Annotated in this window: 27 protein-coding genes; 11 read left to right on the top strand and 16 right to left on the bottom strand. The window is 71.3% G+C overall.

Annotation, left to right across the window (positions count from 1 at the left end):
- Window positions 1–52: 52 nt before the first annotated feature.
- The gene (locus AB0J64_RS44275; protein WP_364041666.1) at window positions 53–988 is read right to left on the bottom strand and encodes a LysR family transcriptional regulator; all 936 of its coding nucleotides are present in this window, start codon (window positions 986–988) and stop codon (window positions 53–55) included.
- 94 nt (window positions 989–1,082) lie between these two features.
- Between AB0J64_RS44275 and AB0J64_RS44270 the strand changes: the two genes are divergently transcribed.
- On the top strand, window positions 1,083–1,310 hold the full coding sequence (locus AB0J64_RS44270) for a DUF6158 family protein (protein ID WP_364041664.1): 228 nt from the start codon (window positions 1,083–1,085) through the stop codon (window positions 1,308–1,310).
- Window positions 1,307–1,537: a hypothetical protein gene (locus tag AB0J64_RS44265; RefSeq protein ID WP_364041662.1), complete on the top strand. Its 231-nt coding sequence runs from the start codon at window positions 1,307–1,309 to the stop codon at window positions 1,535–1,537. Before AB0J64_RS44270 ends, AB0J64_RS44265 begins: the two co-directional genes overlap by 4 nt.
- Before the next feature lie 12 nt (window positions 1,538–1,549).
- Here the strand turns inward: AB0J64_RS44265 and AB0J64_RS44260 are convergent, their stop codons facing one another.
- The 3 genes from AB0J64_RS44260 to AB0J64_RS44250 are packed head-to-tail and all read right to left on the bottom strand — an operon-like array spanning window position 1,550 to window position 3,864.
- On the bottom strand, window positions 1,550–2,068 hold the full coding sequence (locus AB0J64_RS44260) for a zinc-binding dehydrogenase (RefSeq protein ID WP_364041660.1): 519 nt from the start codon (window positions 2,066–2,068) through the stop codon (window positions 1,550–1,552).
- Between the two features lie 6 nt (window positions 2,069–2,074).
- Window positions 2,075–2,236 carry a hypothetical protein gene (locus AB0J64_RS44255; RefSeq protein ID WP_344985588.1) on the bottom strand — a complete coding sequence of 54 codons (162 nt, stop codon included), beginning with the start codon at window positions 2,234–2,236 and terminating at the stop codon, window positions 2,075–2,077.
- Entirely contained in the window at window positions 2,233–3,864 is a 1,632-nt protein-coding gene (locus AB0J64_RS44250) for a sodium:solute symporter family protein (protein ID WP_364041658.1), read from the bottom strand. The genes AB0J64_RS44255 and AB0J64_RS44250 overlap by 4 nt, the downstream gene beginning before the upstream one ends.
- Window positions 3,865–3,989: 125 nt before the next feature.
- On the opposite strand from AB0J64_RS44250, the gene AB0J64_RS44245 reads away from it, so the two are divergent.
- Together AB0J64_RS44245 and secY are read left to right on the top strand one after the other, a co-directional pair.
- A complete protein-coding gene (locus AB0J64_RS44245) occupies window positions 3,990–4,766 on the top strand; it encodes a putative hydro-lyase (protein WP_364041656.1) in 777 nt (258 codons plus the stop codon).
- 90 nt (window positions 4,767–4,856) lie between these two features.
- Window positions 4,857–6,152 (top strand): preprotein translocase subunit SecY, encoded by a 1,296-nt coding sequence (secY, locus tag AB0J64_RS44240; protein ID WP_364041654.1) that lies wholly within the window; start codon window positions 4,857–4,859, stop codon window positions 6,150–6,152.
- 1 nt (window position 6,153) lies between these two features.
- Here the strand turns inward: secY and AB0J64_RS44235 are convergent, their stop codons facing one another.
- The 4 genes from AB0J64_RS44235 to AB0J64_RS44220 are packed head-to-tail and all read right to left on the bottom strand — an operon-like array spanning window position 6,154 to window position 9,233.
- Window positions 6,154–6,846, bottom strand: coding sequence for a response regulator transcription factor (locus AB0J64_RS44235; protein ID WP_364041652.1), 693 nt, complete (start codon window positions 6,844–6,846; stop codon window positions 6,154–6,156).
- A complete protein-coding gene (locus tag AB0J64_RS44230) occupies window positions 6,843–7,856 on the bottom strand; it encodes a sensor histidine kinase (RefSeq protein WP_364041706.1) in 1,014 nt (337 codons plus the stop codon). Before AB0J64_RS44230 ends, AB0J64_RS44235 begins: the two co-directional genes overlap by 4 nt.
- A gap of 44 nt (window positions 7,857–7,900) precedes the next feature.
- Complete coding sequence (locus AB0J64_RS44225) at window positions 7,901–8,290, bottom strand: PPOX class F420-dependent oxidoreductase (RefSeq protein WP_364041650.1); 390 nt, start codon at window positions 8,288–8,290, stop codon at window positions 7,901–7,903.
- A gap of 34 nt (window positions 8,291–8,324) precedes the next feature.
- The gene (locus AB0J64_RS44220) at window positions 8,325–9,233 is read right to left on the bottom strand and encodes an aryldialkylphosphatase (RefSeq protein WP_364041648.1); all 909 of its coding nucleotides are present in this window, start codon (window positions 9,231–9,233) and stop codon (window positions 8,325–8,327) included.
- Window positions 9,234–9,382: 149 nt separating this feature from the next.
- Here AB0J64_RS44220 and AB0J64_RS44215 point away from each other — a divergent pair, with 149 nt between their 5' ends.
- On the top strand, window positions 9,383–9,838 hold the full coding sequence (locus AB0J64_RS44215; protein ID WP_364041646.1) for a TIGR02611 family protein: 456 nt from the start codon (window positions 9,383–9,385) through the stop codon (window positions 9,836–9,838).
- 53 nt (window positions 9,839–9,891) lie between these two features.
- The gene (locus AB0J64_RS44210; protein ID WP_364041644.1) at window positions 9,892–10,839 is read left to right on the top strand and encodes a hypothetical protein; all 948 of its coding nucleotides are present in this window, start codon (window positions 9,892–9,894) and stop codon (window positions 10,837–10,839) included.
- Here the strand turns inward: AB0J64_RS44210 and AB0J64_RS44205 are convergent.
- Window positions 10,834–11,154, bottom strand: a complete 321-nt coding sequence (locus tag AB0J64_RS44205) for a co-chaperone GroES (protein WP_364041642.1) — start codon at window positions 11,152–11,154, stop codon at window positions 10,834–10,836. The genes AB0J64_RS44210 and AB0J64_RS44205 overlap by 6 nt on opposite strands.
- Before the next feature lie 48 nt (window positions 11,155–11,202).
- Window positions 11,203–12,135, bottom strand: a complete 933-nt coding sequence (locus AB0J64_RS44200; RefSeq protein WP_364041640.1) for an endonuclease/exonuclease/phosphatase family protein — start codon at window positions 12,133–12,135, stop codon at window positions 11,203–11,205.
- A 50-nt stretch (window positions 12,136–12,185) separates the two neighbouring features.
- Between AB0J64_RS44200 and AB0J64_RS44195 the strand changes: the two genes are divergently transcribed.
- On the top strand, window positions 12,186–13,439 hold the full coding sequence (locus AB0J64_RS44195) for an ArgE/DapE family deacylase (RefSeq protein ID WP_364041638.1): 1,254 nt from the start codon (window positions 12,186–12,188) through the stop codon (window positions 13,437–13,439).
- 44 nt (window positions 13,440–13,483) lie between these two features.
- Complete coding sequence (locus AB0J64_RS44190; RefSeq protein ID WP_364041636.1) at window positions 13,484–14,083, top strand: helix-turn-helix domain-containing protein; 600 nt, start codon at window positions 13,484–13,486, stop codon at window positions 14,081–14,083.
- Window positions 14,084–14,094: 11 nt separating this feature from the next.
- Here the strand turns inward: AB0J64_RS44190 and AB0J64_RS44185 are convergent, their stop codons facing one another.
- Genes AB0J64_RS44185 through AB0J64_RS44175 form a run of 3 tightly spaced genes read right to left on the bottom strand, consistent with a single transcriptional unit; the run spans window position 14,095 to window position 17,016 of the window.
- Entirely contained in the window at window positions 14,095–14,898 is an 804-nt protein-coding gene (locus AB0J64_RS44185; protein WP_364041634.1) for an ABC transporter ATP-binding protein, read from the bottom strand.
- A gap of 34 nt (window positions 14,899–14,932) precedes the next feature.
- Window positions 14,933–15,940 (bottom strand): iron chelate uptake ABC transporter family permease subunit, encoded by a 1,008-nt coding sequence (locus tag AB0J64_RS44180; protein WP_364041632.1) that lies wholly within the window; start codon window positions 15,938–15,940, stop codon window positions 14,933–14,935.
- Window positions 15,937–17,016 carry an iron ABC transporter permease gene (locus AB0J64_RS44175; RefSeq protein WP_364041630.1) on the bottom strand — a complete coding sequence of 360 codons (1,080 nt, stop codon included), beginning with the start codon at window positions 17,014–17,016 and terminating at the stop codon, window positions 15,937–15,939. Before AB0J64_RS44175 ends, AB0J64_RS44180 begins: the two co-directional genes overlap by 4 nt.
- 87 nt (window positions 17,017–17,103) lie before the next feature.
- On the opposite strand from AB0J64_RS44175, the gene AB0J64_RS44170 reads away from it, so the two are divergent.
- Window positions 17,104–18,105, top strand: a complete 1,002-nt coding sequence (locus AB0J64_RS44170; RefSeq protein WP_364041628.1) for an ABC transporter substrate-binding protein — start codon at window positions 17,104–17,106, stop codon at window positions 18,103–18,105.
- Here AB0J64_RS44170 and AB0J64_RS44165 read toward each other — a convergent pair.
- Window positions 18,089–20,509 (bottom strand): helicase-associated domain-containing protein, encoded by a 2,421-nt coding sequence (locus tag AB0J64_RS44165; protein WP_364041626.1) that lies wholly within the window; start codon window positions 20,507–20,509, stop codon window positions 18,089–18,091. The two genes, AB0J64_RS44170 and AB0J64_RS44165, sit on opposite strands and share 17 nt — an antisense overlap.
- A 78-nt stretch (window positions 20,510–20,587) precedes the next feature.
- Window positions 20,588–21,082, bottom strand: coding sequence for an ATP-binding protein (locus AB0J64_RS44160; protein ID WP_364041624.1), 495 nt, complete (start codon window positions 21,080–21,082; stop codon window positions 20,588–20,590).
- 230 nt (window positions 21,083–21,312) lie between these two features.
- On the opposite strand from AB0J64_RS44160, the gene AB0J64_RS44155 reads away from it, so the two are divergent.
- Window positions 21,313–22,134, top strand: a complete 822-nt coding sequence (locus tag AB0J64_RS44155) for a helix-turn-helix transcriptional regulator (RefSeq protein ID WP_344987643.1) — start codon at window positions 21,313–21,315, stop codon at window positions 22,132–22,134.
- Entirely contained in the window at window positions 22,135–22,371 is a 237-nt protein-coding gene (locus AB0J64_RS44150) for a DUF397 domain-containing protein (RefSeq protein WP_344985568.1), read from the top strand.
- Here the strand turns inward: AB0J64_RS44150 and AB0J64_RS44145 are convergent.
- Window positions 22,295–23,736, bottom strand: a 1,442-nt coding sequence (locus AB0J64_RS44145) for a transposase (RefSeq protein ID WP_364041622.1), incomplete at its 5' end; no start/stop codon positions are given. The two genes, AB0J64_RS44150 and AB0J64_RS44145, sit on opposite strands and share 77 nt — an antisense overlap.

Here is a 23,736-nt window from a genome sequence, read left to right as displayed (position 1 = left end):
GGGGGCCGGGAGGCGCGCCCTCCCCGCGCCCTCCCCGCGGCGACGGCGAGGGTCAGGGGGCGGTGCCATGACCTGGGTTCCGTACGAGCCAGTCCGAGTAGACCGGGCTCCGGCGTACCGCGTCCCTGTGGACCTGCTTGGCCTGGGCCACCACCCACGCGGTGTCGGGTGCGGTGGGGTGGCGGCCGAGGAGCTGGCGCCAGCGCAGCGGCGCCCCGGCGAGCGGCACCATGACGAGGCCGGGGGCGGGCTGGTGGGTGGCCTGGCAGAGCACCACCGCGCGGCCCACCTGGGCGAGGTGCGTGCAGGTGGACACGTCGGTCTCGTAGATGGTGCCGGGCGTGAACCCGGCACGCGCGCACGCCGTCGCGAAGCAGTCGGCGAAGCAGCCGTCGCCCGGTGTCACCGCCCAGTGCTCGACGGCGAGGCTGGCCAGCTCCACCTCCTTCTCCTGCGCGGCCGGGTGGTCCTCGCCGACCAGGCAGAAGACGGGATCGAGGGCGATCGACTCCCAGACGAGGGCTCCGGCGGGGGTGCCGGAGTCGCCGCAGGCGCCGGTCAGCACGTAGTCGAGGCGGCCGAGCTCGACCATGCTGGTCAGCTCGTGCGTGGACCAGGAGGTGTACGTGCTGACCGCGCGTTCCCTGGCCAGCCGGTCGACCAGGCCGCCCAGGATGGGGCCGTTGGTCGCGCCGATGCGGTAGCCGGGGGAGGAGGGGGAGGCGGCGAAACGTACGGCTTCCTCCTGTAGCTCCTGGGCCGCGGGGAGCAGCACTCGTGCCCTGGAAAGCACGAGTTCGCCCAGCCTGGTGGGTCTCGCGCCGTGCCGGTCGCGCTCGAAAAGGGTGCCGCCGAGTCCCCTCTCGATGCGCTTGAGCTGGGCGGTCAGGGCCGGCTGTGCCAGCCCGAGCAGGGACGCGGCCTTGCTCACACTTCCTGCGTCCGCGACCGCGCGGACGATCCTGAGGTGCCTGAGCTCGAGGTCCATAAGGGGACGGTAAGGCGGCGATCTCTTACAAACAATGCCCATATGTCAGGAAATGTGACAGATATTGTCGAGGGGACGGGGGTAGGGGAAGCCCATGACGACGATGGGAATAGACGCCGCGCAGCTCAGCGACGAGGATCTGCTCCGCGAGCTACGGCAACTGCACACCACCCGGAGTGACACGTTCTTCCACGGATCGGACGACGCTCTGGCGGTGCACACGTCACGCACGAACGAGTTGGAGGCGGAGTACCTCCGTCGTTACCCGGATCGCGAGGTCGATCCGTACCGGTTGAGAGAGGGGGCGAGGCAGCGCTCATGACACACGATGTGCAGGCTCTGTCCGACGTCGACATCCACGTGTACGAGGCGGTGGCGTCGCAGGCGGTCGAGCATGGAGGGGCGAGCCTGGCAGGGCTCGTACGGGCGTCCGGGCTGACCGAGGAGGAGGTGCGCGAGGCACTCGCGCACCTGATCGAGCACGGGTACGTGCTGCCCAGGGGAGACGGGTACGCCCTGGGCCCCCACACGTTCGAGGTCGAATACTGAGGGCGCTGAGGGCTAGCCGGCGACCGACAGGACGAGCTTGCCGATGAAGTCGCCGCCCTCCATGACCGCGTGCGCCTTGGCGGCGTCGGCCAGGGGGAACACCCGGTCCACGTGCGCGACCAGCCGGCCGTCCGCCGCCAGCGCGGCGATCTCCGCCAGCGCCGCGTGGTCCGGCTCCACGCTGAACAGTCCGTATCGCATCCCGGCCCGGTCATAGGCGGCCCGGTCCTCGGGCGAGATGCCCGAGCCGGCGATGTACGTGCCGCCGGGGCGCAGCACGCGCAGCGAGCGGAGCGGGTAGTCCTGCCCCTTGCCCATCGGTCCCACGCCGCCGGCGGCCGCGTGGACGAGCACCCGCTGCCCCGGCGAGATCTCGACGATGTCCGAGAACGCCTGCAACGCGGTCAGGGCCGGCATGGGCAGCGCGGCGGCCTGGACGTGATCGATTCCGGCGGGCTTGCGCGCGAGGTGCCGCGGCCTGGCCACCACGTACTCGGCGTACACGGCGGCGTAGTCGGGGAAGTTCACCATCCCCCGTCAGAGCCGTCTGAGGCGGGCCCAGGCCACGAACGTGCCGCCGAAGACGGCCATGGCCAGGCCGGTCCACAGGTTGACCGCGCTCCCGAGTGCCCCGGCGACGACGAGGATCACGCCGTACAGCAGGAACAGCCCGCCGATCACCATCCTGATGTCACTCATATGATCACCCCGTACATCGCTGCGGCGAGGACGAGGGCGCCTGTGCCGAGCAGCACGGGGGAGCGGTACCACCGTGTGTCGCCCGCCAGCGCGTCGTCCTCCAGATTGACGGCGCTGAGCCCGTACACGAGCCCGCGCAGCTCCTCGACCGGCTTCGCCGTGGTGACCAGCGTGACCGCGACGGACACGACCATGTCCACGGCGAACGCCAGGCCCGCGCCCCAGAAGCTGGCGTTCAGCTCGGTGCCGAAGTCCACGATCCCGGCCTTGTACGCGATGTAGGACGCGAAGGCCGCCAACGTGCCGGCGAGCAGCCCCCAGAACCCCGCCCACGGTGTCATCCGCCGCCAGAAGAGCCCGAGGATGAAGGTCGCGAAGAGCGGCGCGTTGAAGAACGAGAAGAGCGCCTGCAGGTAGTTCATGATGTTGGAGTAGCCGGCCGCGATGAACGCCGTGCCGACGCCCAGCGCCACGCCCACCACGGTCGCGATCCGGCCCACCCGCAGGTAGTGGCTGTCGTCGCGGTCAGGACGCAGGTGCGACTGCCAGATGTCGTTGGTGAACACCGTGTTGAAGCCGCTGATGTTCGCCGCCATCCCCGCCATGAACGAGGCCAGCAGCCCGGTCACCGCGACCCCCAGCACGCCGTTCGGCAGCAGGTCCCGCATGAGCAGCGGGATCGCGCTGTTGTAGTCCTGACCCTTGCCCCAGTCGTTGAACAGCACGAGCGCGATCATCCCCGGCAGCACCGTCACCAGCGGGATGAACAGCTTGGGGTACGAGGCGATGATCGGCGTGAGCCTGGCCGCGTTCGTGTTCCTGGCCGACAGGGCCCGCTGCACCTCGGCGAAGTTCGTGGTCCAATAGCCGAAGGACAGCACGAACCCGAGCCCGAACACGATGCCGATCCAGTGCGCGTGCATCGGGTTCTCGCCCGCGGTGTTCGCCCAGGTGTGCAGGCCGCCCTCGCCCAGCGTGCTCTGCCGTACCTTGTCCGCCAGCCCCGAGAAGCCGCCCACCTTGATCAAGCCCAGCACGGTCAGCGGGATCAGCCCGGCCAAGATCACGAAGAACTGCAGCACCTCGTTGTAGATCGCCGAGGAGAGCCCGCCGAGCGTGATGTACGACAGCACGATCACCGCCGAGACCACCACGGAGACCGGCAGCGGCCAGCCCAGCAGCGCCTCCATGACCAGGGCCAGCGCGTAGAGGTTCACGCCCGCGATGAGGATCTGCGCCACCGCGAACGTGATCGCGTTCAGCAGCTGCGTCGCGCCGTTGAAGCGTTTGCGCAGGAACTCGGGCACGCTGCGGACCTTGGAGCGGTAGTAGAAGGGCATCATCACGAGGCCGAGGAAGACCATCGCGGGGACCGCGCCGACCCAGTAGTAGTGCACGGTCATGGCGCCGTACTGCACGCCGTTGGCCGCCATGCCGAGGATCTCGATCGCGCCGAGGTTGGCGGACACGAACGCGAGCCCCGTGATCCAGGCCGGCAGGCCGCGGCCGGCCAGGAAGAAGTCGAGGCTCGAGCTGATCCGCCTGCGCGCGGCGACACCGATGGCGAGGACGGTGGCGAAGTAGATCGCGATGAGGACGTAGTCGAGGAGGTTCACGTCGAGGCGCACGGCGCTCTCGCTACCCCGGAAAGCCCCAATATCACCGGCTTCGCCGCTTGATGTGAGTGCCCCTCAGGTAAGGGGCCCGCGAGCCGTGGTGGACCGTCGAACGCGGCCCACCATACTGTCGGGGAGTGAACGTCGCCGACCTCAGCCCGGCGCAGGCCCGGGAGCGCTTCCGCGCCGGCGAGCGCGTGCCCACGGCGGGCTGGTGCCGGGGCTGGACGCAGGCCAACCTGATCGCCGTGCCCAGTCGGCTCCGGTACGACCTGCTGCTGTTCGCCCACCAGAACCCGCAGGCGTGCCCCGTGCTCGACGTGGGGGAGCCGGGGGTCTGGTCCACGCCGCTGTTCCCTGGCGACCTCCGTACCGACCTGCCCGGATACCGGCTCTACCGCGACGGCGAGCCGGTCGCGGACCTCGGCGACGTGGTGGCGGAGTGGCGGGACGACCTGGTGCCGTTCCTCATCGGGTGCAGCTTCACCTTCGAGGCCGCGCTGCTCGCGGCCGGGGTGCCGGTGCGGCACCTGGAGATGGGGACGAACGTGCCGATGTACGTCACCGACGTCCCCTGCCAGGCGGCGGGCAGCCTCTCGGGGCCTCTGGTCGTGTCGATGCGGCCGGTGCCCGAGGCGCTGGTGAAGACCGCCGTCGAGGTGACCGGGCGCTATCCGCTGGTGCACGGTGCGCCGGTGCACGTCGGCGACCCCGCGGCGATCGGGATCCGCGACCTGGCCCGGCCCGACTTCGGCGACCCGGTGGAGGTGCGGGCGGGGGAGGTGCCGCTGTTCTGGGCGTGCGGGGTGACGCCTCAGGCGGCGGTCATGGCCAGCGGCGTCGAGTACGCGATCGGCCACCTGCCGGGGCACATGGCCATCCTGGACGCGCGCGACGACGACTACCGCGTCTGACGGGGTCTCTCGCGTACGCGGATCTGCGTACGCGGGTGCCTCGTCTCGGCGGACGACCCCGTGGGCCGCCCCGGGTCAGACTCCTTGACCATGCTGACCGACCTGACCAGGACATTGGCCGGGGCCTTCCGGGTGCCCGAGCTGCGCAAGAAGCTGCTGTTCACGCTGGGCCTGATCGTGCTGTTCCGCCTCGGGCAGCTCATGCCCGCGCCGGGGGTGGACGTGATGACCGTGCGGGAGTGCGTGGGAGCGGCCAGAGGCGGCCTGTTCGACATGGTGCAGATGCTCAGCGGGGGCGCGATGCTGCAGCTGTCGGTGTTCGCGCTGGGCGTCATGCCGTACATCACGGCCAGCATCGTCATGCAGCTCTTCGCCGTGCTCGTGCCCCGGCTGGACACGCTCAGGAAGGAGGGGCAGCGCGGCCAGGCCAAGATCACGCAGTACACGCGCTACCTGACGGTCGGGCTCGCCGTGCTGAACGCCGGGACGGTCGTCGCGCTGGCCCGCGCCCGGCAGCTCCTGCCCGGCTGCACGCGGCCGCTGTTGCGGGACGAGGGCCTGCTCGCCGTGATCGTGATCGTGCTGACCATGGTGGCGGGGGCCTGCGTGGTCATGTGGCTCGGCGAGCTGATCACGGACCGCGGGATCGGGAACGGGATGTCGCTCCTGATGTTCTCGCAGGTCGTGGCCGTCTTCCCGGCGTACATGGCGAAGATCTTCGTGATGAGCCCGTTGAGTTTCGCGGTGCTGGTCGCGGCGGGGCTCTGCCTGGTGGCGGCCGTGGTCTTCGTGGAGCAGGCGCAGCGGCGGATCCCGGTGCAGTACGCCAAGCGGATGGTGGGGCGGCGGATGTACGGAGGTGGCAGCACGTACATCCCGTTGAAAGTGAACCAGGCGGGGATCGTGCCGGTGATCTTCGCCTCGTCGCTGCTGTACCTGCCCACGCTGGCGGCGCCGCTGCTCGGCCAGGCGGGACAGGCGTGGGTGGAGCGCAACCTGACCACGGGTCCGTTCTATATGAGCGTGTACGTGCTGCTGATCGTGGGATTCGCCTACTTCTACGTGTCGATCACCTTCAATCCCGTGGAGGTAGCGGACAACATGCGGCGGTACGGGGGGTTCGTTCCCGGGATCCGGCCCGGGGGTCCCACGGCGCGGTACCTGGCGTACGTGCTGGGGCGGCTGACCGCGCCCGGGGCGGTCTACCTGGGGGCGCTGGCGCTGCTGCCGCTGGTGGCCTTCGCGGTCCTCAAGGATCCGGGTACGCGGCAGAACTTCCCGTTCGGCGGGACCAGCGTGCTCATCATGGTCGGCGTCGGGCTGGACACCGTGAAGCAGATCGAGGCCCAGCTCCAGCAGCGCAACTACGAGGGCTTCCTGAGGTAGCTCAGGCGGGGATGCTCAGCCCGGCTCGCATGGCGAACACCACGAGCTGGGCGCGGTCCCTCGCGCGCAGCTTGACCATGGCCCGGCTGACGTGGGTGCGGACGGTGTCGGGACTGATCACCAGCTCCTCGGCGATCTCCTCGTTGGACCTGCCGGTGGCCACCCAGGCCACCAGCTCCCGCTCCCGGGGCGTCAGCGTCTCCAGCCCTTCGACCGGACCGGCGCCGTGCCGCCCGAACATGCCGATGACCTTCCTGGTGATCGCCGGTGACAGCAGCGCCTCTCCCGCGGCCACCACGCGCACGGCGTTGACCAGCTCCTCCGGGGCGCTGTCCTTGAGCACGAAACCGCTGGCCCCGGCCTGGAGCGCGGCGAAGACGTACTCGTCCACGGCGAAGGTCGTCACCACGACGATCCTCGTGCCGCGCAGCCCAGGATCCTCGGCGATGGCGCGCAGCGTGGCCAGGCCGTCCATGCCGGGCATGCGGATGTCGAGCAGCAGCACGTCGGGACGGACCCGGCGGATCAGCGCCAGCGCGGCGCTCCCGTCGGCCGCCTCGCCCACGCACTCCATGCCGGGCGCCCGCTCCAGCAAGGCCCGCAGCCCCATCCGCACGACCGCCTGATCGTCCGCGACGGCCACCCTGATCACGCCCTCGGCGTCCGGCGTGCTCACCGGCTCCGTGGCGGTCATGCGGAGACCTGGGGGAAGCGGGCGATCACCCGGAAGCCGCCGCCGTCGCGCGGCCCGGCGGCGAAGTCGCCGCCCGCCTCCGTGACCCGGGCGCGCATCCCGGCCAGCCCGCGCCCTTCCCGAGCGCCCGGCCGGCCCGCACCCCGGTCGGCCACCTCCAGCACGAACTCGCCCGGCTCCCCGCCCACGCGCACGAGCGCGCTGGTGGGGCCCGCGTGGCGCAGCACGTTGGTCAGCGACTCGCGTACCACCCGGTAGACGGTGTCCTGGAGGCGGGCGGGCACGGTGAAGTCCACGGGCTCGACGTCCACCGGCAGGCCCGCCGCCCGGACGCCCTCGATGAGCCGGGCGAGATCACCGCCCGGCGGGTCGATGCCGTCGAGCGCCGCGCGGAGCTGGGTGAGCGCCGTCGTGCTGGTCTCCCTGATGGCCCGAAGTGACGCCCTGGCCTGCTCGGGGTCGTCGTCGAGCGCGACGAGCGCGAGCCCGGCCTGCATGGCGATGGCCGCGAGGCCGTGCCCGGCCGCGTCGTGCACTTCCCCGGCGATCCTGGCCCGCTCCGCCGCCACCACGTCCGGCGCACCCGGAGCCGCCTCATCGTGGTGCAGCGCCGCCGAGGCCGGTCCCGCTGAGCCGGGCCACGCCGAGCCAGGCCATACCGAGCCCGGTCCCGCCGCGACCCATCCCGTTGAGGCCGGCGCGGTGTCCTCCTCGCCCGTCGGAGCAGCAGCACGGCGGACGCTCTTGAGCTGGCGGGGCTGGGCCGCAGGGATGGCCCACGGGCGTACGGACGCGGGGGAGAGATCGACCTGCGGCGGCTCTGCCTCGGCGGCGGCAGCGGCCGCGGCGGCGCGGGCCTGGGCGAGGCCGCTGAACGACCAGGGGACGGCCAGCCAGCCCGCCCACGCCAGCATGACCACGACCGGGACGTCGCCGAGCCGGGGCAGGCGCGACAGAGCGGTCAGTGGCCGGCGCAGGCGGCCGCTCCTGTGCGTGTGCTCCGTCACCATCCCCACCCGGCCAAGCCTCGTGTAGCCCAGATCCTAGCGAGCTTTCACACGACCCGGGTCTCGCGCGGACCCGCCAGCCCCCACGAGGTGATCTTCCTGGGGGTGATCTTGATGATCTCCCTGGAGAAGAACGGCATGGGCGGGTCGACGTCGGTCAGCGCCTCCGCCGTGCCCCTGATCTCGATGCCGCGCACCACCCACGGATCGACCGAGGCCAGGTCGTCCACGACGAGCGCGACAGTGCTGCCCTTCTGGACGTTCCTGAACTTCTTGGACGCGCCCATGGCGTGGCCGCCGATGGTGATGATGCCGGTCTCGGCGTCGACGAAGTAGCCGACCGGGTTGTTCTGCACCTGGCCGTCGGGCGACACGGTGGCCAGGCGGCCGAGGTGCTGCGACGACAGGTACTCAAGTTCCGCTGAGGTGAAGGTCATGCGGTCGAGTCTGCAACCTTAACGTCGGTTGAGGTCAAGTCAGCCCGTCGGTCAGCCAGCGCAGCGGGTTCTGGTGGGTGATGAGGCCGATCGTGTCCTCGCCGACGCCCGACTCGCGCAGGCGCGGCAGCAGGGCGTCGAACAGGTGGGAGTAGCCGGGCCCGTCGTACTTGCGCAGCTGCGCCACCCGGCTCAGCCCCGAGCTGATCAGCAGGCGGTCCGCGTGGCCGTCCTCGATGAGGCCGAGCGCGATCCTGGCCGCCTGGTCCGGGCCGAGGCCGAGCACGCCCAGGCTCACGTACGCGCCCGCTTCGGCGATCTTCCTGGCCGCTCCCAGATCGGCGCCCGCGTAGCCGACGGCCACCCGCGAGCCCGGCAGGCCCTGCCCCAGCAGGATCTCCAGCAGCGCCGGGGCGTTCGCGCCGTGCGTCGCGACGGGGAGACGCGACTTCAGTGAGGCGCGGGCGGCGGCGATCAGGCAGCGCTCCTCGCGCGGCGTGGGCTCGGCGCTCCAGGAGCCGACCTCGCCGATCACGCCGGGGAAGACGCCCATGTCGTCCGCGCCGCTGACGATCTCGTCCATCAGCCGGCCGGTGAGCGAGTCCACGTCCGCGTCCCCGACCTCCGTGAACGGCTCCGCGAACAGCCCGGTCGAGGCGATCACCGGCACCCGGCTGCCCGCCGCCATCCGGGCCAGGGCGGCGGCGTCGCGGCCCATGCCCATGCAGGTCAGATCCACCACCAGGCCGATCCCGCCGGCCTGGCGCAGCTCGCGGAGCTCGGCGGTGACGGCGTGCTCCTCGTCGAGCCAGCGGTACGGGTCGGAGTCGATGCCGACCGCCCAGCGCATGTCGGTACGCAGGTGCTCGTGGGGGAGCACGGCGCCGGTGATGGCGGCCGCGCGTACAGGGCCGGTGACGGTACGGAGCAGAACCTCGGGCATATCAGACATTAACCGATGTTTGCCGGACGGCGTTCCGGTCAGGGGGAAAATTTACCGTCTGGCGGGTTTGCTGTTTTGCCAGTCGGCTGCAAGTGGCCACCAGGTGGCGCGCCGTATATTGGGTGGCATACCGACTGCCGGAGGGAATTGTGCAGATTCAGGACTCCGACACCGGCGACGCCGACATGATCAAGGGTGAGGCCGCCGACCGCTCCAGCATGCCCGGGCGCCGCACGGGCCTCCAAGGGTGGCTCGACGGGATCAGGTCCACGCGCACGGGGGCGCTCACGCTGAAGATCGTGTTCGGTGTGATCGGCACCCTCATGGTGGTGGCGGGGCTGATCATGGTGCCGTTCCCCGGGCCGGGGTGGGCGGTCGTGTTCGCGGGGCTCGCGGTGCTGGCCGTGGAGTTCCACTGGGCGCGCAGGGTGCTCGACTTCGGCAAGCGCACGCTGCACGCCTGGATGGAGTGGTACAAGCGGCAGGGCTGGCTCGTGCGCGTCGTCGTGCTCATCGTGACGGTGGCCGTCGCCGGGGTGATCGTCTACGTCGGCCTGCGTACGGTCGGCATCGACCTGATCGAGATCGGCCGGCGTTACATCTAGACCCGGTCGGCATAGCGCCCGAAATTTCGTACGTTCGTGCCTAATCTGCGGACGTGATCGCCAAAATCGCCATCGCGCTGTCCATGACGCTCCCCGGGGGTTACGCCGGGCCGGTGACGCTCTCGGTCGCGGCCCGGGCCGACCTCGTGCTGCCCGCCACCGCTGGCATGAAATATCAGGAAAAAACGGGCGATCCCGTACGTCTTGCCGCCTACGGCCTCGGCACCAAGCGCACCTACCTCAGATCCGCGACCGGCGCCGCCTTCGCCTTGGAGCAGTCGCTCTCGGAAGTGTCCGTCTCTCCCGGCGGCCGCCTGACGGCAGGCGTGCCCCGCTCGTACCGGTCGGGCTACGACTCCCTGATCGTCACCGACCGCACCACCGGCGCCTCCTCCCGGATCCGCACGGTCAAGAAGCCGATGACCGCCTCCTACGCCTCGTGGTCCCGCGACGGGAAGCGCGTCGCGCTCACGGTCGAGCAGAAGGAGAGCGGCACGTGGCGCGTGCTCGGCTTCACGGTCGTGGACGTGGCCGCCAAGAGCGCGCGCACGGTGCGGGTCACCGGGCTGAGCCGGAAAGCGGGCTTCTGGTGGAGCCCCGACGGCAACCTCGTCTCCATGTACGGCACGGGCCTGCGCGTCTACCGGCCCTCCGACGGCGCGGTCATGCGCACCTACGCGGGCGTCGGCCTGCCGACCGGCCCGGAGGATTCGTTCTCGCCGTCGGGCAAGCGGCTGACCACGTGGTGCCCGTCGCGCTTCAAGGAGCAGGTGTGCCTGGTGGACCCGGTCACCGGCAAGATTGCCCAGCGCGTGAACGCGCGTCCCGAGGCACTCTTCGGCTGGTGGGACGAGAGCCACGTCATCGCCGTCATGGCGCGCGGCACGGCCTACCGGCTGGCGGTGCTCGATCTGCGCGGCAAGCAGACGCGCGTGCTGGCGGACGTGCCGCGCACCGCTTGGGCGTCGGACCTCTGGCTCTCGTTCAGCCGGGTGTCATAGGTAGAGGCCGGTGCCGTGGTCGGTCTCCTGGGTGGCCACCGCGTGCAGGTCGCGCTCGCGCATCACCAGATAGGTCTGCGCGTGCACCTCGACCTCGAACTGGTCCTCCGGGTTGAACAGCACCTTGTCGCCCACCTTGACCGAGCGCACGTTCGTGCCGACGCCGCAGACCTCACCCCAGGCCAGCCGGTTGGCCATCTTGACCGTCGCGGGAATGACGATGCCGGAGCCGCTGCGCCGCTCCTCGGCCTCCTGCTCCAGCTTGATCATGACCCGGTCGTGCAGCATCTGAATCTCGAACTTGGGCTCTACCACGCCCACAAGTTTACGAGCCGCGACGCGCGCCATACTCCGCAATCGCGATCACGGCAGCCTGAGCTCGGCGAACACGGGCCGGTGGTCGGTGTGCCCCAGCGCCAGCACCTCGAAGTCCCGCACCGCCATCCGCGAATCCGCCAGCACGTGGTCGATCGGCACGCCGGGGAGGTTCGCGTCCGAGCCCTCCTGCGGCCAGGTCGGCACGAACCCCCGCCCCATGACGTCGGCCGCGTCCCGGTAGCCGCTCGCCAGCAGCTCACGGACCGGCAGGTGATCGAGCGTGGCGTTGAAGTCGCCGGCCAGCACCCTCAGCTCCTTGCCCGCGCGCGGCAGCGCCGCCAGGCCCGCCTGCCAGCACGGCTGCCGCCCGATCCGCTTGGGCGCGCACGGGTGCACGGACACGATCTCCACCCGTGCCCCGCCGGGATGCGTGAGCCAGGCCCTGGCCTGCCCGAACCCGCCGTACTTGATCGTCTCACCGGCCTTGAGCGGGTGCCGGGCGTACACGGCCGACCCGCCGACCCCCGGCAGCGGGCGGGTGACCGCGTACGGCAGCACCTTGCGCACTCCCGCCTCGTCCAGCCGCCGCATGGCCTCCGGCGTGAACTCCTGCAAGGTCAGCACGTCCGGCCGCAGACCGGTGACCAGCGCCATCAGCTGCTCTGTGTCCGCCCGCCCCACCAGCAGGTTCGCCGAGAGCACCCGCAGCGCCGGCCCGCCGGCCTCGGGGTTGCCGTCGGCCAGCGCGCGGGGGAGCATGACCGGCATCAGCGCCAGCGCCGAGACGAGCGCGACCGTTCCGACCGCCCACCGCCTGAGCAGGCAGGCCAGGATCAGGATCACCACCGTCGCGAGTGCCGCGTACGGCGTGTACGCCACCATCGGCACCCACGGCCAGTCCGGCTCGAACCCGCTCAGCCGCACCACCGCCCACGCCGCGAACGGCGCCACCACGATCCAGCTCACCCATGTCCGCATGTCCTGTATCACCACAAAGCCCGATTCGGGTTCATGAGAAGCTGTCCGCCATGCGCGACGTGGAAGCCGAGGTCCTGAACGCCATCGACGAGGCCGAGACCGTGAGCCTGCTGGCCGACACCGTCCGGGTCCCCAGCGTCACCGGCACGGACGCCGAGTCCGAGCTGCAGCACCGCTTCGCCCGCCTGCTCACCGAGGCCGGCATGGACGTGGACGTCTGGAAGCTCGACCTCGCCGGCCTGACCGGCCGTCCCGGCTTCCCCGGCACGGAGGCGCCCAGGACCGAGGGGTACGGCGTCGTGGCCGTCACCGAGGGCGAGGGGCCGCCCGCGCTCGCGCTCCAGGGCCACGTGGACGTCGTCCCCACCGGCGACCTGGCCAAGTGGGAGGGCAGCGACCCGTTCGCCGCCCGGATCACCGGCGACGTGCTGCACGGCAGGGGCGCCTGCGACATGAAGGCGGGCCTGGTCGCCAACCTGGCCGTGGCGCGGGCGATCAGGAAGGCCGGCATCAGGCTCGCCAGGCCGCTGGCCGTGCACTGCGTGATCAGCGAGGAGGACGGCGGGCTCGGCGCGTTCGCCACCCTGGACAGGGGGCACACGGCGGAGGCCGCGATCATCACCGAGCCCACCAGCGGCACGGTCATCACGGCCAACGCGGGCGCGCTGACGTTCCGGCTGGAGATCGCCGGACGGGCGGCGCACGGGGCCACGCGGTACGAGGGCGTCAACGCGATCGAGGTGTTCTGGCCGGTCTTCGAGGCCGTCAGGCGGCTGGAGGCCGAGCGCAACCGCGACGTGCCCGGCCTCTTCCGCGGCAATGAGATGCCGTACCCCATCGAGATCGGCACCGTGCGCGCCGGTGACTGGGCCAGCACGGTGCCCGACCTGCTGATCGCCGAGGGGCGGCTCGGGGTGCGGCTGGACGAGGACCCGGCGGCGGCGCGGGCCGCGTTCGAGGAGGCGGTCGCGGCCGTCGCGCACCCCTGGCTGCGCGCCAACCCGCCGGTGGTGACCTGGCCCGGCGGCCAGTTCGCCAGCGGCCGGCTGCCGGCCGGCCACGTGCTGCTGGAGGAGGTCGGGCAGGCGGTCGCCGACGTCACGGGGGCGCGGCCGGCCGAGTCGGCTGCGCCGTACGGGAGCGACCTGCGGCTGTACGCGGCCGGCGGGGTCCCGACGCTGCACTACGGGCCCGGGGACGTGCGGTTCGCGCATGCCCCCAGGGAGCAGGTCGAGCTGAGGGAGCTGCGCGAGGTCACGCGGGCACTGGCACTGCTCGCGGTGCGCCGCTGCGGAGCACTCTGAGCTCACCTGTGCTTGTGGCATTGAACTGGACTATAGTCCGAATCATGTCTGAGTCGCTGGAGTTTCTGGTGGGCCGCCCGGTGAAGGAGCGGGCGGATGCGGCACGCAACCGGGAGAAGGTGCTGGCCGCGGCTGCCCGGCTGTTCGCGGAGAAGGGGGTGGAGGCGGTCTCGATGGACGCCGTCGCGGCCGAGGCCGGCGTGGGCAAGGGCACCCTGTTCCGCCGGTTCGGTGACAAGTCAGGTCTCGCGGTGGCGCTCCTGGACTCCCGCGAACGCGACCTCCAGCAGCGCATCCTCTCCGGACCGCCGCCCCTGGGCCCCGGCGCTCCGGCTGCCGACCGCCTCGCCGCGTTCGTGGCCGCCTACCTGGAGTACCTCTTCGCCCACCTGGACCTGGTGCGCATGTCGGAGACCGCCAGCCCGGGGGCGCGCTACCGGATCGGGGCCTACCGCTTCTGGCACCGGCACGTCGCGCTCCTCCTGGCCGAAGCCCGCCACCGCTGCGACGCCGACGCGCTGTCCCACACGCTCCTGGCCGCGATGGGCGCGGAGGCGGCGGGCGTCCTGAAGGACGCCTACGGTCAGGGCCGGGCCGTCGCCGCCGTCACCACGCTCGCCACCGCTCTCACCACGGGCCTCTGAGGGGAACGGGATCAGGGGGCGGTGGGCACGCGGCGGCGCGCCTCCGGGACGATGAGCGGGGTGCCGGTCTGCGGGTCGGGAATGATCTCGCAGCGCAGGTCGAACACCCGGTGCACCAGCTCCGGCGTGACGATCTCCGTCGGGTTCCCCTCCGCGACGATCTCCCCGGTCCGCATCACGATCAGGTGGGTCGCGTACCGGCAGGCCTGGTTCAGGTCGTGCAGGACGGCCACCATCGTGCGGCCGGTGTCGTGCAGGTCGGCGCAGAGGTCCAGCACCTCGATCTGGTGGGAGATGTCCAGGAACGTCGTCGGCTCGTCCAGGAGCAGGATCGGCGTCTCCTGGGCCAGCGCCATGGCCAGCCACACCCGCTGCCGCTGCCCGCCCGACAGCTCGTCCACGATGCGCTCCGCGAGCTCCGCCACGTCGGTGGCGCGCATGGCCTCGGCCACCGCCGCCTCGTCGGCGCGTGACCATTGCCGCATGAGCCGCTGGTGCGGGTAGCGGCCCCGGGCCACCAGGTCGGCCACGGTGATCCCGTCCGGCACGATCGAGCTCTGCGGGAGCAGGCCGAGCCGCCGTGCCACCTCCTTCGAGGGCAGCGACGTGATCACGCTGCCGTCCAGGTGCACCGCGCCCGCCTTCGGCTTGAGCATCCGGGCCAGGGCGCGCAGCAGGGTGGACTTGCCGCAGGCGTTCGGGCCGATGATCACGGTGAAGGACTCGTCGGGGATCGTCACGCTCAGGCCGGTCGCCACGACCCGCTGGTCGTAGGCGAGAGTGAGGCCGGTGCCTGACAGCCGGGCGGCGGCCATCAGCACGTGTCCTTTCCGAGCTCTTCCGAGGGCATCAGTGGCGGTCCTTTCGCAGGAGCAGGGTGAGGTACGTGCCGCCGATCGCGGCGGTCAGCACGCCGACGGGCAGCTGGGTGGGGGCGAGCACGCGCTGCGCGGCCAGGTCGGCGGCGGTGAGCAGGACGGCCCCCATGAGCGCCGACGCCCCCATCGTCACCCCTGGCGAGCGGGTGAGCCGCCGGGCGAGCTGGGGCGCGGCGAGCGCGACGAAGACGACGGGCCCGGCGGCGGCCGTGGCCACCCCGGACAGCAGCACGCCGACCGTGATCGCCGCCGCGCGCACGACCTCGACCCTGATCCCCATGGCCTTGGCCGCGTCGTCGCCCATCTCGATCATCCGCATCGGCCGCGCCACGAACGCGCACACCGGCAGCAGCACGGCCAGCGCCAGCCCCACGGGGACCGCGTGGTCCCACCCGCGCCCGCTCAGGCTGCCGGTGAGCCACGAGCCCGCGGTGGCCGCGTCGTTGATGTTGGCCCTGGTCAGCAGGTACGAGTTGACCGCCAGCAGCAGCGCGTTCGCCCCGATGCCGACCAGGACCAGCCGGTAGCCCTGCACGCCGCCGCGGAACGCCATCGCGTACACCAGCGCGGCCGTCACCACGCACCCGGCCAGCGCGCCGCTGGCGATCGTCATGGCCGAGCCGCCCGCGACCACGGCGACGATGCCGCCCGTCGAGGCCCCCGCGGTCAGGCCGATGAAGTCGGGGCTGCCCAGGGGGTTCCTGGTGAGGCTCTGGAAGATCGCGCCGCTCACCCCGAACGCCGCCCCGACCAGCAGCCCCGTCACCACGCGAGGGGCGCGGAGCTTGCTGACGATCAGCTCGGCGACCGGCGTGCCCTGGCCGAAGAGCGCGGAGACGATGTCGGGCACGGGAACCGTGAACTCGCCCGTCGAGATGGCCGCCACGGTCACCGCGCAGGCGATCGCGACCAGGGCCGCGCTGACGGCGAGGGCGCGGGGCGCGAGCCGTACGGACCAGGGGCCGACGCGGACGGTCACAGCGCCGCCACCCGCTTCCGCCTGGCCAGCACGATGAAGATCGGCGCGCCGATCACCGCCCACACGATCCCCACCTGCACCTCTCCTGGCCGGGCGATGACCCGGCCCACCACGTCGGCCCCCAGCAGCAGCACCGGCGCGGCCAGCGTCGAGTACGGCAGCACCCACCGCTGGTCGGGCCCCACCACCGCGCGGACGGCGTGCGGCACGATCAGCCCCACGAACCAGAGCGGCCCGGCGGCCGCGGTGGCGGCGCCGCACAGCAGCGTGACGGCCACCCCGGTGAGGATCCTGGTACGGTTCACGGCCACGCCCAGCGCCTTGCCGGCGTCGTCGCCGAGGGCCAGCATGTTGAGCGGCCTGGCCAGCAGCAGGCCGAGTGCCAGCCCCGCCGCCATGAACGGCGCCAGCCGTACCAGCGTGTCGGCCGTCTGCCCCGCCAGCGATCCGGTCAGCCAGAACCGCATCCGGTCGAACGTCCGCGTGTCCATGCGCAGGAGGGCCGAGGCCACCGCCGTGCACACCATGCCGAGGGCGACGCCGGCGAGCGCGAGACGTACGGGGCTGGAGCCCGAGCGGCCCGCTGAGGCCAGGGCGTAGACGACGACGGAGGCCAGCGCGGCGCCGCCGAACGCGAACCACACATAGAGCGCCGGGTCGGAGAGCCCGAACAGGCCGAGCGCCAGCGTGACCCCCAGCGCCGCGCCCTGGTTGACGCCCAGCAGGCCGGGGTCGGCCATGGGGTTGCGGGTGAGGCTCTGCATGAGCGCGCCCGCCAGCCCCAGCGTGGCGCCCACGCCGAGGCCGAGGAACGTACGCGGGACGCGGAGCTCACGGATGACCGTGTGGTCGCCGGAGCCCTCCGGGGCGAGGAAGGCGTCGATCACCGTCGAGAACGACATGGACCGCGCCCCGAGCGCCACGCTCGCCATCGCCACCAGCGCCAGCACCGCCACGGCGACGAGGAGCCCAGCCGCCAGCGCGGCGGTCCGCCCCCTCGCCGCGCGCCCGCCGCTCCCGGCGGTGACGGGCGGGTCGGCATCCGCCGCTCTGGCGGCCTGCTCAGCCGGGCGCACCCGACTCCCCCTCTCGTAGCGGTCAAACTTAGGCAAGGCTAATCTAATGACCCAATAGAAAGGCAAGCCTAACCTTAGGAGATGGACATGTCGGGACCGGTACTGGCTCGCAGGGGCTTCCTGGCGTCCGCCGCAGGCCTCGCGGCGGCCCTGACGCTGGCGGCGTGCGGCGGCGAATCAGCACCCACCAAGGTCACCTCGGGGGCTTCTGCGGCTCAGAGCTGGACGTTCATCGACGACCGCGGCAAGAAGATCGACCAGCCCAAGGCGCCCTCCAGGATCGTCGCCCAGGTCGGCGCCGCGGCCGCCCTGTGGGACTTCGGCGTGCGCCCCATCGCCGTCTTCGGCCCGCACAAGCTCCAGGACGGCACGAAGGACCCCCAGGCCGGCAACGTGGACATCACCAAGGTCGAGGGCCTGGGCAACGTCTGGGACGAGTTCAACGTCGAGAAGTACATCTCGCTCCAGCCCGACCTCCTGGTCAGCAGCATGTACATCAAGGGCACCCTCTGGTACGTGCCGGAGAAGTCGAAGGACACCATCGAGCAGGTCGCCCCGACCGCGGGCATCATGCTCACCGGCCGCAGCGCGACCCAGGTGATCAGCAAGTACGAGGAGCTGGCCAAGTCGCTGGGCGCGAGCATGGAGGGCGTGGACGAGGCCAAGGCCCGTATGGAGGCCGCCACCAAGGAGCTCGCGCAGTTCAAGAACCTCAAGATCCTCATGATGTCCGGCGGTCCCGACGCGATGTGGGTGGTCAACCCGCCGGAGTACCCGGACATCGTGCACCTCATGAACGCGGGCCTGGACGTCGTCAAGCCCGCCAAGGTGGACGAGGGCGGCTTCTTCCAGACGCTGAGCTGGGAGAACGCCGACGAGTACGACGCCGACGTGATCCTCTACGACACCCGCACCCAGTCGCTCAAGCCCGAGGAGATGCTGAAGAAGCCCACCTTCGCCAAGCTCCCCGCGGTCAAGGCCGGCCGGCTCTACCCGTGGAACGCCGAGGCGCCCTACAGCTATCAGGGCTACGCGGCCTTCCTCGAGGGCCTGGTGGCCAACCTGAAGAAAGCTAAAGAGCTCCCCTGACCTCGACGATCTCAGCGAGGGGGAACTCCAGGTAGTCGCCTGCCTCCTCGCACCAGGCGTCCAGCGCGCCACCCTTGAGCTCGCCGTGGCTGATCGTGGCGGTCAGCCCGTCGGTCAGCGTGATGCCGGCGCGCACGCCCCGGTCGACCACGAAGCCCAGCAGCGACTGCTGCGCCGTCGGCAGCCTGGTGGCCATCCTGCCGATGATCGCCCACGTGCGGCCGTTCGTCTCGTCGTCGGACCGGCCGGTCTCGACGAGGCGGCGGGCGTGCTCGTACGGGTCCGGCGTCGGCTCGGCGAGCAAGTACGAAAGCGGGTCCATCTCGGTGATGCCGGGAAACTCCGACAGCTCGGCCACCTGGCCGCCGGGCAGCAGGATGAGCTTGCCGCCCTGCGGCTCCTCGTGCCTGGCCCGGTGGACGGTGATCTCGCCGGTGTCGGAGACGGGCACGGGGGAGTAGCCGACCTCCCGCAGCGCGGCCAGCGTGCGCTCGGCCGGCGCCGCGCTCACCAGCACCGTGGGCGCCAGCAGCCGGATGCCGAGCCTGCCCAGCCGCCGGTGCGCGGCGATCTCGGCCAGCAGCGCGGGGTCGCCGGCCTGGATGACGCATCCGACCGTGGTGACCGTGACCTCGCCGTGCCTGCGCGCGGTGTCGCGTACGAGGTACTCCAGCGGCTGCGGGATCGTGCCGACCGCGGCCAGCTCGTCGAGCAGGTCGTCGGCGTCGTAGCCGTCGTCGAGCGCCCGGCGCACGCTCTCGGTCGTGAAGCGCCACACCGAGGCCGCGCCCCGCGACTCGCGTTCGGCGGCCCGGTCGAGCAGCGCCGCCAGCTCCGCCGACGGCGGCCCCGTCACGACCGCGGTCAGGTCGGGCCCGAACAGCGCGCTCCTCCGCACGCTCGCCAGCGCCCTGGTGGCCGCCTCGGCCAGCACGGGGTCGTGCTCGACCATGGGGACGGCGTCGTCGTTCTCGTCGCCGGGTTTCGCGGTGAGCCCGGCCAGCGCCCTGCCCAGGTCGGTGATCGCGTTGTTGGCCAGCAGCCCCAGCAGCGTGGCCTCGCCGAGCACCGCGGGCGCGCACGCCACCAGCAGCTCCAGGTCGAGCAGCGGCGTGTGCCAGTGGACGTTGGCCACGAGGCTGTCGCGGTCGGCGAACGCGGTGCCCGCCGGCAGGTCGGCCAGGGCCGACAGCACGGCCCTGCGGATCCGGGCCACCGCGCTGCCCGAGGGGTCGTCGCCGAGCACGGTGCCGTACTTGCCGTCGATCTTGCGTAGCGACGAGCGCTCCATGCGCCACCACGCCGCCAGCAGCACCCGCAGCCGCGCCGAACCCTCGTCGAGCCGCCACCGGTCGAACCGGTCGGTGGGGATCATGCCGCCCGACGGCTCGTCCCAGGCCAGCAGCCGGGCCACCGTGCAGACCTCCAGCAGCAGCCGCGTCTCGTCCTCGTCGCAGCCGGTCTCCTTGGCGATCCTGCGTACCTCGCGCACGCCCACGCCGCCCGTCTTGAGCAGCGGCAGCGGCGTCTTGGCGGTGTTGTCGAGCAGGGCCGCGCACCGCTCGACGACGTGCGGCGCGGCCAGGGTCATCAGGTGGTCGACCTCTTCGGGATCGACGGGGATCGTCGCCACCTCGGGCGGCTCGGGCCGGTAGGCCGGGTGGTAGCCGGGGCCGCGCAGGCAGATGGCCACCTCGCGGGGGATCTCCGCGACGTGCCAGCTCGGGCGGAAGAGCAGGCCGTGGTCGGCGCACCACTTCTCCGGCGTGCCGGGCGTGACGAACCTGCCGCCGTCGACGTTCAGCGCGGGGCCCTGCCAGGCGAACCGGTCGAGCAGCGGGACCGTGCCGTCAGGCGCGCCGCGCACCAGCGCGCTGACGCGGGCGCGGTCGCTGAGCGCCTGGGTGACGCGGGCGATGACGCGGCGCTTGTTGCCCTGGGGGGACAGGCCGAGGTTGCGGGCGAGCGCGTTCAGCGCGTCGTTGCCGATCGACCAGGAGTTGAGGTAATGGTCGAGCGGCTCGCCCAGGCTGAGCGGGGCGGACCACCAGCGGGCGACGCCCTCCGTGAGGTGGATGACGCCGTCGTCGCCCGGCCAGGCCAGCGCGTGGTCGTACAGGTATTCGAGCCAGGGGGTCACCTCTTCGAGCGGCGCGTCCACGAACTGCGCCAGCCGCTCGGCCGTGGGGCGGGTCATGGCCAGGGCCGCCTCGGCCAGCTGCAGACAGGGCAGCGGCAGGCAGCGCAGGGTCTCCATCACGGCGAAGCCGTTTCCCAGGCGCTGGGCCAGGGTGTCGAGCCGCCGCGGCCAGGGCGCGGCGATGGCGTCGGGCCTGTTGGCCAGGACGCGGCCAAGCCTGTCTTCGTCGAGTGTTCGCAGCCAGCCGAGCAGGTGATCTTTCATCTGTCAGCACTCTCATGGGGTCGCGCGTGGGACTCACCGTGAGCCATGAGCATCCACGGTAATGCAGACCACCGCCGGTCAGGAGAGGACTGCCCAGACGATCTTCCCGTGAGGTGCAAGTGCGGACCAGCCCCAGCGGTGGCTGAGGGATTCGACGATGTGGAGTCCGAGGCCGCCGGTGTCGAGGGGGCCAGGGTATCGCAGCACCGGCACCGACGCGCCTGGATCGGTGAAGGCGCAGGTGACGAGGGGGCCCCGGCGCACCAGGGACATGTGGACGGGGCACGTGCGGTGGGCGTCGTCGAGGCGCAGGCCGTGGCGCAGCGCGTTGGTGGCGAGCTCGGAGACCACCAGTTCCATGTTCTCGATCAGCTCGCCGAGACCCCATGCCGACAACGCGCCCGTGGTGAAGCTGCGGGCCGAGTGGACCGAGGCAGGGCTGGGCGGGAGCACGAACGTGGCGCTCGAGCAGGGGCCGGGGACCAGCAGATCGCGGGCCGCCTCCGGCCACCAGCCGACCGGGGGCCACCAATCGAACGTGGTCCACTGGCCGGGCACCGTGGTGGATTGCACGTGATCATTCTGCGACAAATCTCCGTGCAGGTGCAAGAGCGAATGCACGTGCAGACACCCCGTGCACACGCTACGGTTGGCCTCAAATGGTCAATATGGGGGAAAGGGGATCTTGTCCGCGGCCCATGATCTTTCGGCCGTGAAGTGACAGACTGAGTCGCAAGGAAACGAACAAGGAGCAGCACGTGTCCATTGATCCGCCTGGTTCCGGCTCGACCGTTCGGCGCATCATGCTGGGTGCGAGTCTCAGGCGCCTGCGTGAGGCGAGCGGTCTCGACCGGGCACAGGCCGGATTCCACATCCGGGCGTCCGAGTCCAAGATCAGTCGCATGGAGCTCGGGCGCGTCGGCTTCAAGACACGTGACGTGGAAGACCTGCTCACCCTGTACGGCGTCGTCGACGATGCCGAGCGCCGTGCCCTGCTGGAGATGGTTCGTGAGGCCAACACCCCCGGGTGGTGGCACAAGTACTCGGCCGAGCTGCCTTCGTGGTTCACCACATACGTGGGCCTGGAGGAGGCCGCCGAGCTGATCCGTACCTATGAGGTCCAGTTCGTGCCAGGATTGTTGCAGACGGCCTCGTATGCGCGATCGGTATTCCAGCTTGGCAACCCCGGTCTGAGTCCGGACAAAATCGAACGCCGCGTGCATATGCGCATGCAGCGTCAAGAGCGCTTCACCCAGAAGGACGGGCCCCGCCTGTGGGCCGTCATCGACGAGGCGGCGCTCAAACGGACCATCGGCGGGCGGGAGGTCATGTCCGAGCAGCTCCAGCATCTGCTGGAAGTCGCTGCCCTTCCCAACATCACCCTTCAGGTGATGCCCTTCAGGTTCGGCAAGCATGCCGCTGAAGGGGGCGCGTTCAGCATCTTGCGGTTTCCCGAGTCCGACTTGTCGGACGTTGTCTACGTTGAGCAGCTCTGGGGTGCCCTGTACCTGGACAAGCGTGAGGACATCGATCCGTACCTCACGGCCATGGAGCAGCTGTGCGTGGAGAGCACCACGCCAGGGGGCACCGTCGAGCTCATCGGCGGTCTTCTCAGAAAGATGTAGATGAACCAGACCTACAACGGCATGCCCGCGGCCGACCTGACGCAGGTCGCGTGGCGCAAGAGCCGCTACAGCAACTCGCAGGGCAACTGCGTGGAGCTCGCGGAGCTTCCCGACGGGGGCATCGCGGTGCGCAACTCACGCTTCCCCGAGGGCCCCGCCCTCATCTATACCCGCGACGAGATCCGGGCCCTGGTGCTCGGAGTGAAGGACGGAGAGTTCGACGGCCTGCTCGTTTAACAGCGTCTTGAATTCCCTGTAGTTCCCTGAAGGAATCAGGCAACTCGGACGGGCGTAGCCTGACTTGGCCGCCTCCGTGCTCGGTGAGTGCGAGTACGGGGGTGGCTTGGGCGTGGTGGAAGCCGGTCCGGTGGTGAGAATTCCTGTCATGCCCTGTTCGGGACGGCTGGTGTCGTCCCGGCTGGGGTGCATGGCCCGCCGGACGCTGTCCACCGCGGGTGGGCGGTGGGGCGGGCACCGTGCGCCGGTCGGGCACACGGCTGGAGGTCATCGACGTGGTCGCCGCGTTCTTCACGTTCGTTGTGGTGCGGGCCGGGCGTTTCGGGGTGGGACGGTTCTTGGATCTGTCCCGAGCTGCCGGGCGGGGGTGCAGGTCGGTGCGGGTGCGGCGGGCGCGCCGGGCCGCCCTGGTGGGCCTGCGGGCCGGGCGGGCGCGGGCCACGTTGCCTTCCACTACCTTGCTGATGGTGCGGGTGCCGGTGGCGCGGTGGGTGCGGGTGGCGTGCTGGCCGAGCAGGCCGCGCGCGACGATCCGCTCGGCCGCCGCCCAGTCCCGGTCACAGGACAGGCCGCAGGCGGGACAGGACGCCCACGCCCAACCCCGCTCGCCGAGCCGGTCGGGGGCCGGGCAGTGCTGGAGCACTGACGTGCCGTCCCCGCAGCGGGGGCAGTATTTGGAGGTGCCGCGGGCGGGGACGGTGACCACAGCGATGGTGTGCTTGGCCGCCAGGTGCCGGATTGCCTCGACGATCTGCCCGCGCACCTGCCCCGACAGGCGCGCGTTGGCGCTCCCTCGGCGCCCGCGTGCTTCCAGGGTGGCCAGTTCCTCCAGATAGATCACCGTCGCTTTGGCGGCGACGGCCTGGTCGACCGCCCAGCGGGCCGCCGACCAGGCCAGTGTCTTGTTCAGGTTGCGGATGCGCGCGCACACGCGCTCATGCTCGACGCTGAGGGCCGCATGCTCCATGCTCAGATTGGCGAACCTGGGATCGGCTGGGGTGATCCCGGCCAGCAGCCGTTCCTGGTGGCGACCTTTGGCGGCCAAGTGCTCCCGCTCGGCCCGCAACCGGTGCAGTTTGGCCGAGACACCGCTGGCGTCGTAGACCAGCGGCCGCCCATCCGACAGGACCCGGCCGCCGGCCAGCCGTCCGGCCACACCGGTCAGGAGCGTGTTGACGCCCCAGTCGAACCCACACGCGACCGCATGTCCGGTGGCGGGCGCGACCTCGATCGAAATCTGGAACGGCAGATCGACGCGCACCCGGCCGTGTTTCACCCGCAGGGTGGGGGTGCACAGCGTCGCCTGCGCGGGGACGGTCGGCGGCAGGGTGATCGGCAGCACGTGCCAGGCCCAGTCCCGGCGCG

Origin of the sequence: Nonomuraea sp. NPDC049695 (assembly GCF_040674955.1) — a bacterium.
GTDB lineage: Bacteria > Actinomycetota > Actinomycetes > Streptosporangiales > Streptosporangiaceae > Nonomuraea > Nonomuraea helvata.
This window is presented reverse-complemented; position numbering and strand designations above follow the sequence as displayed.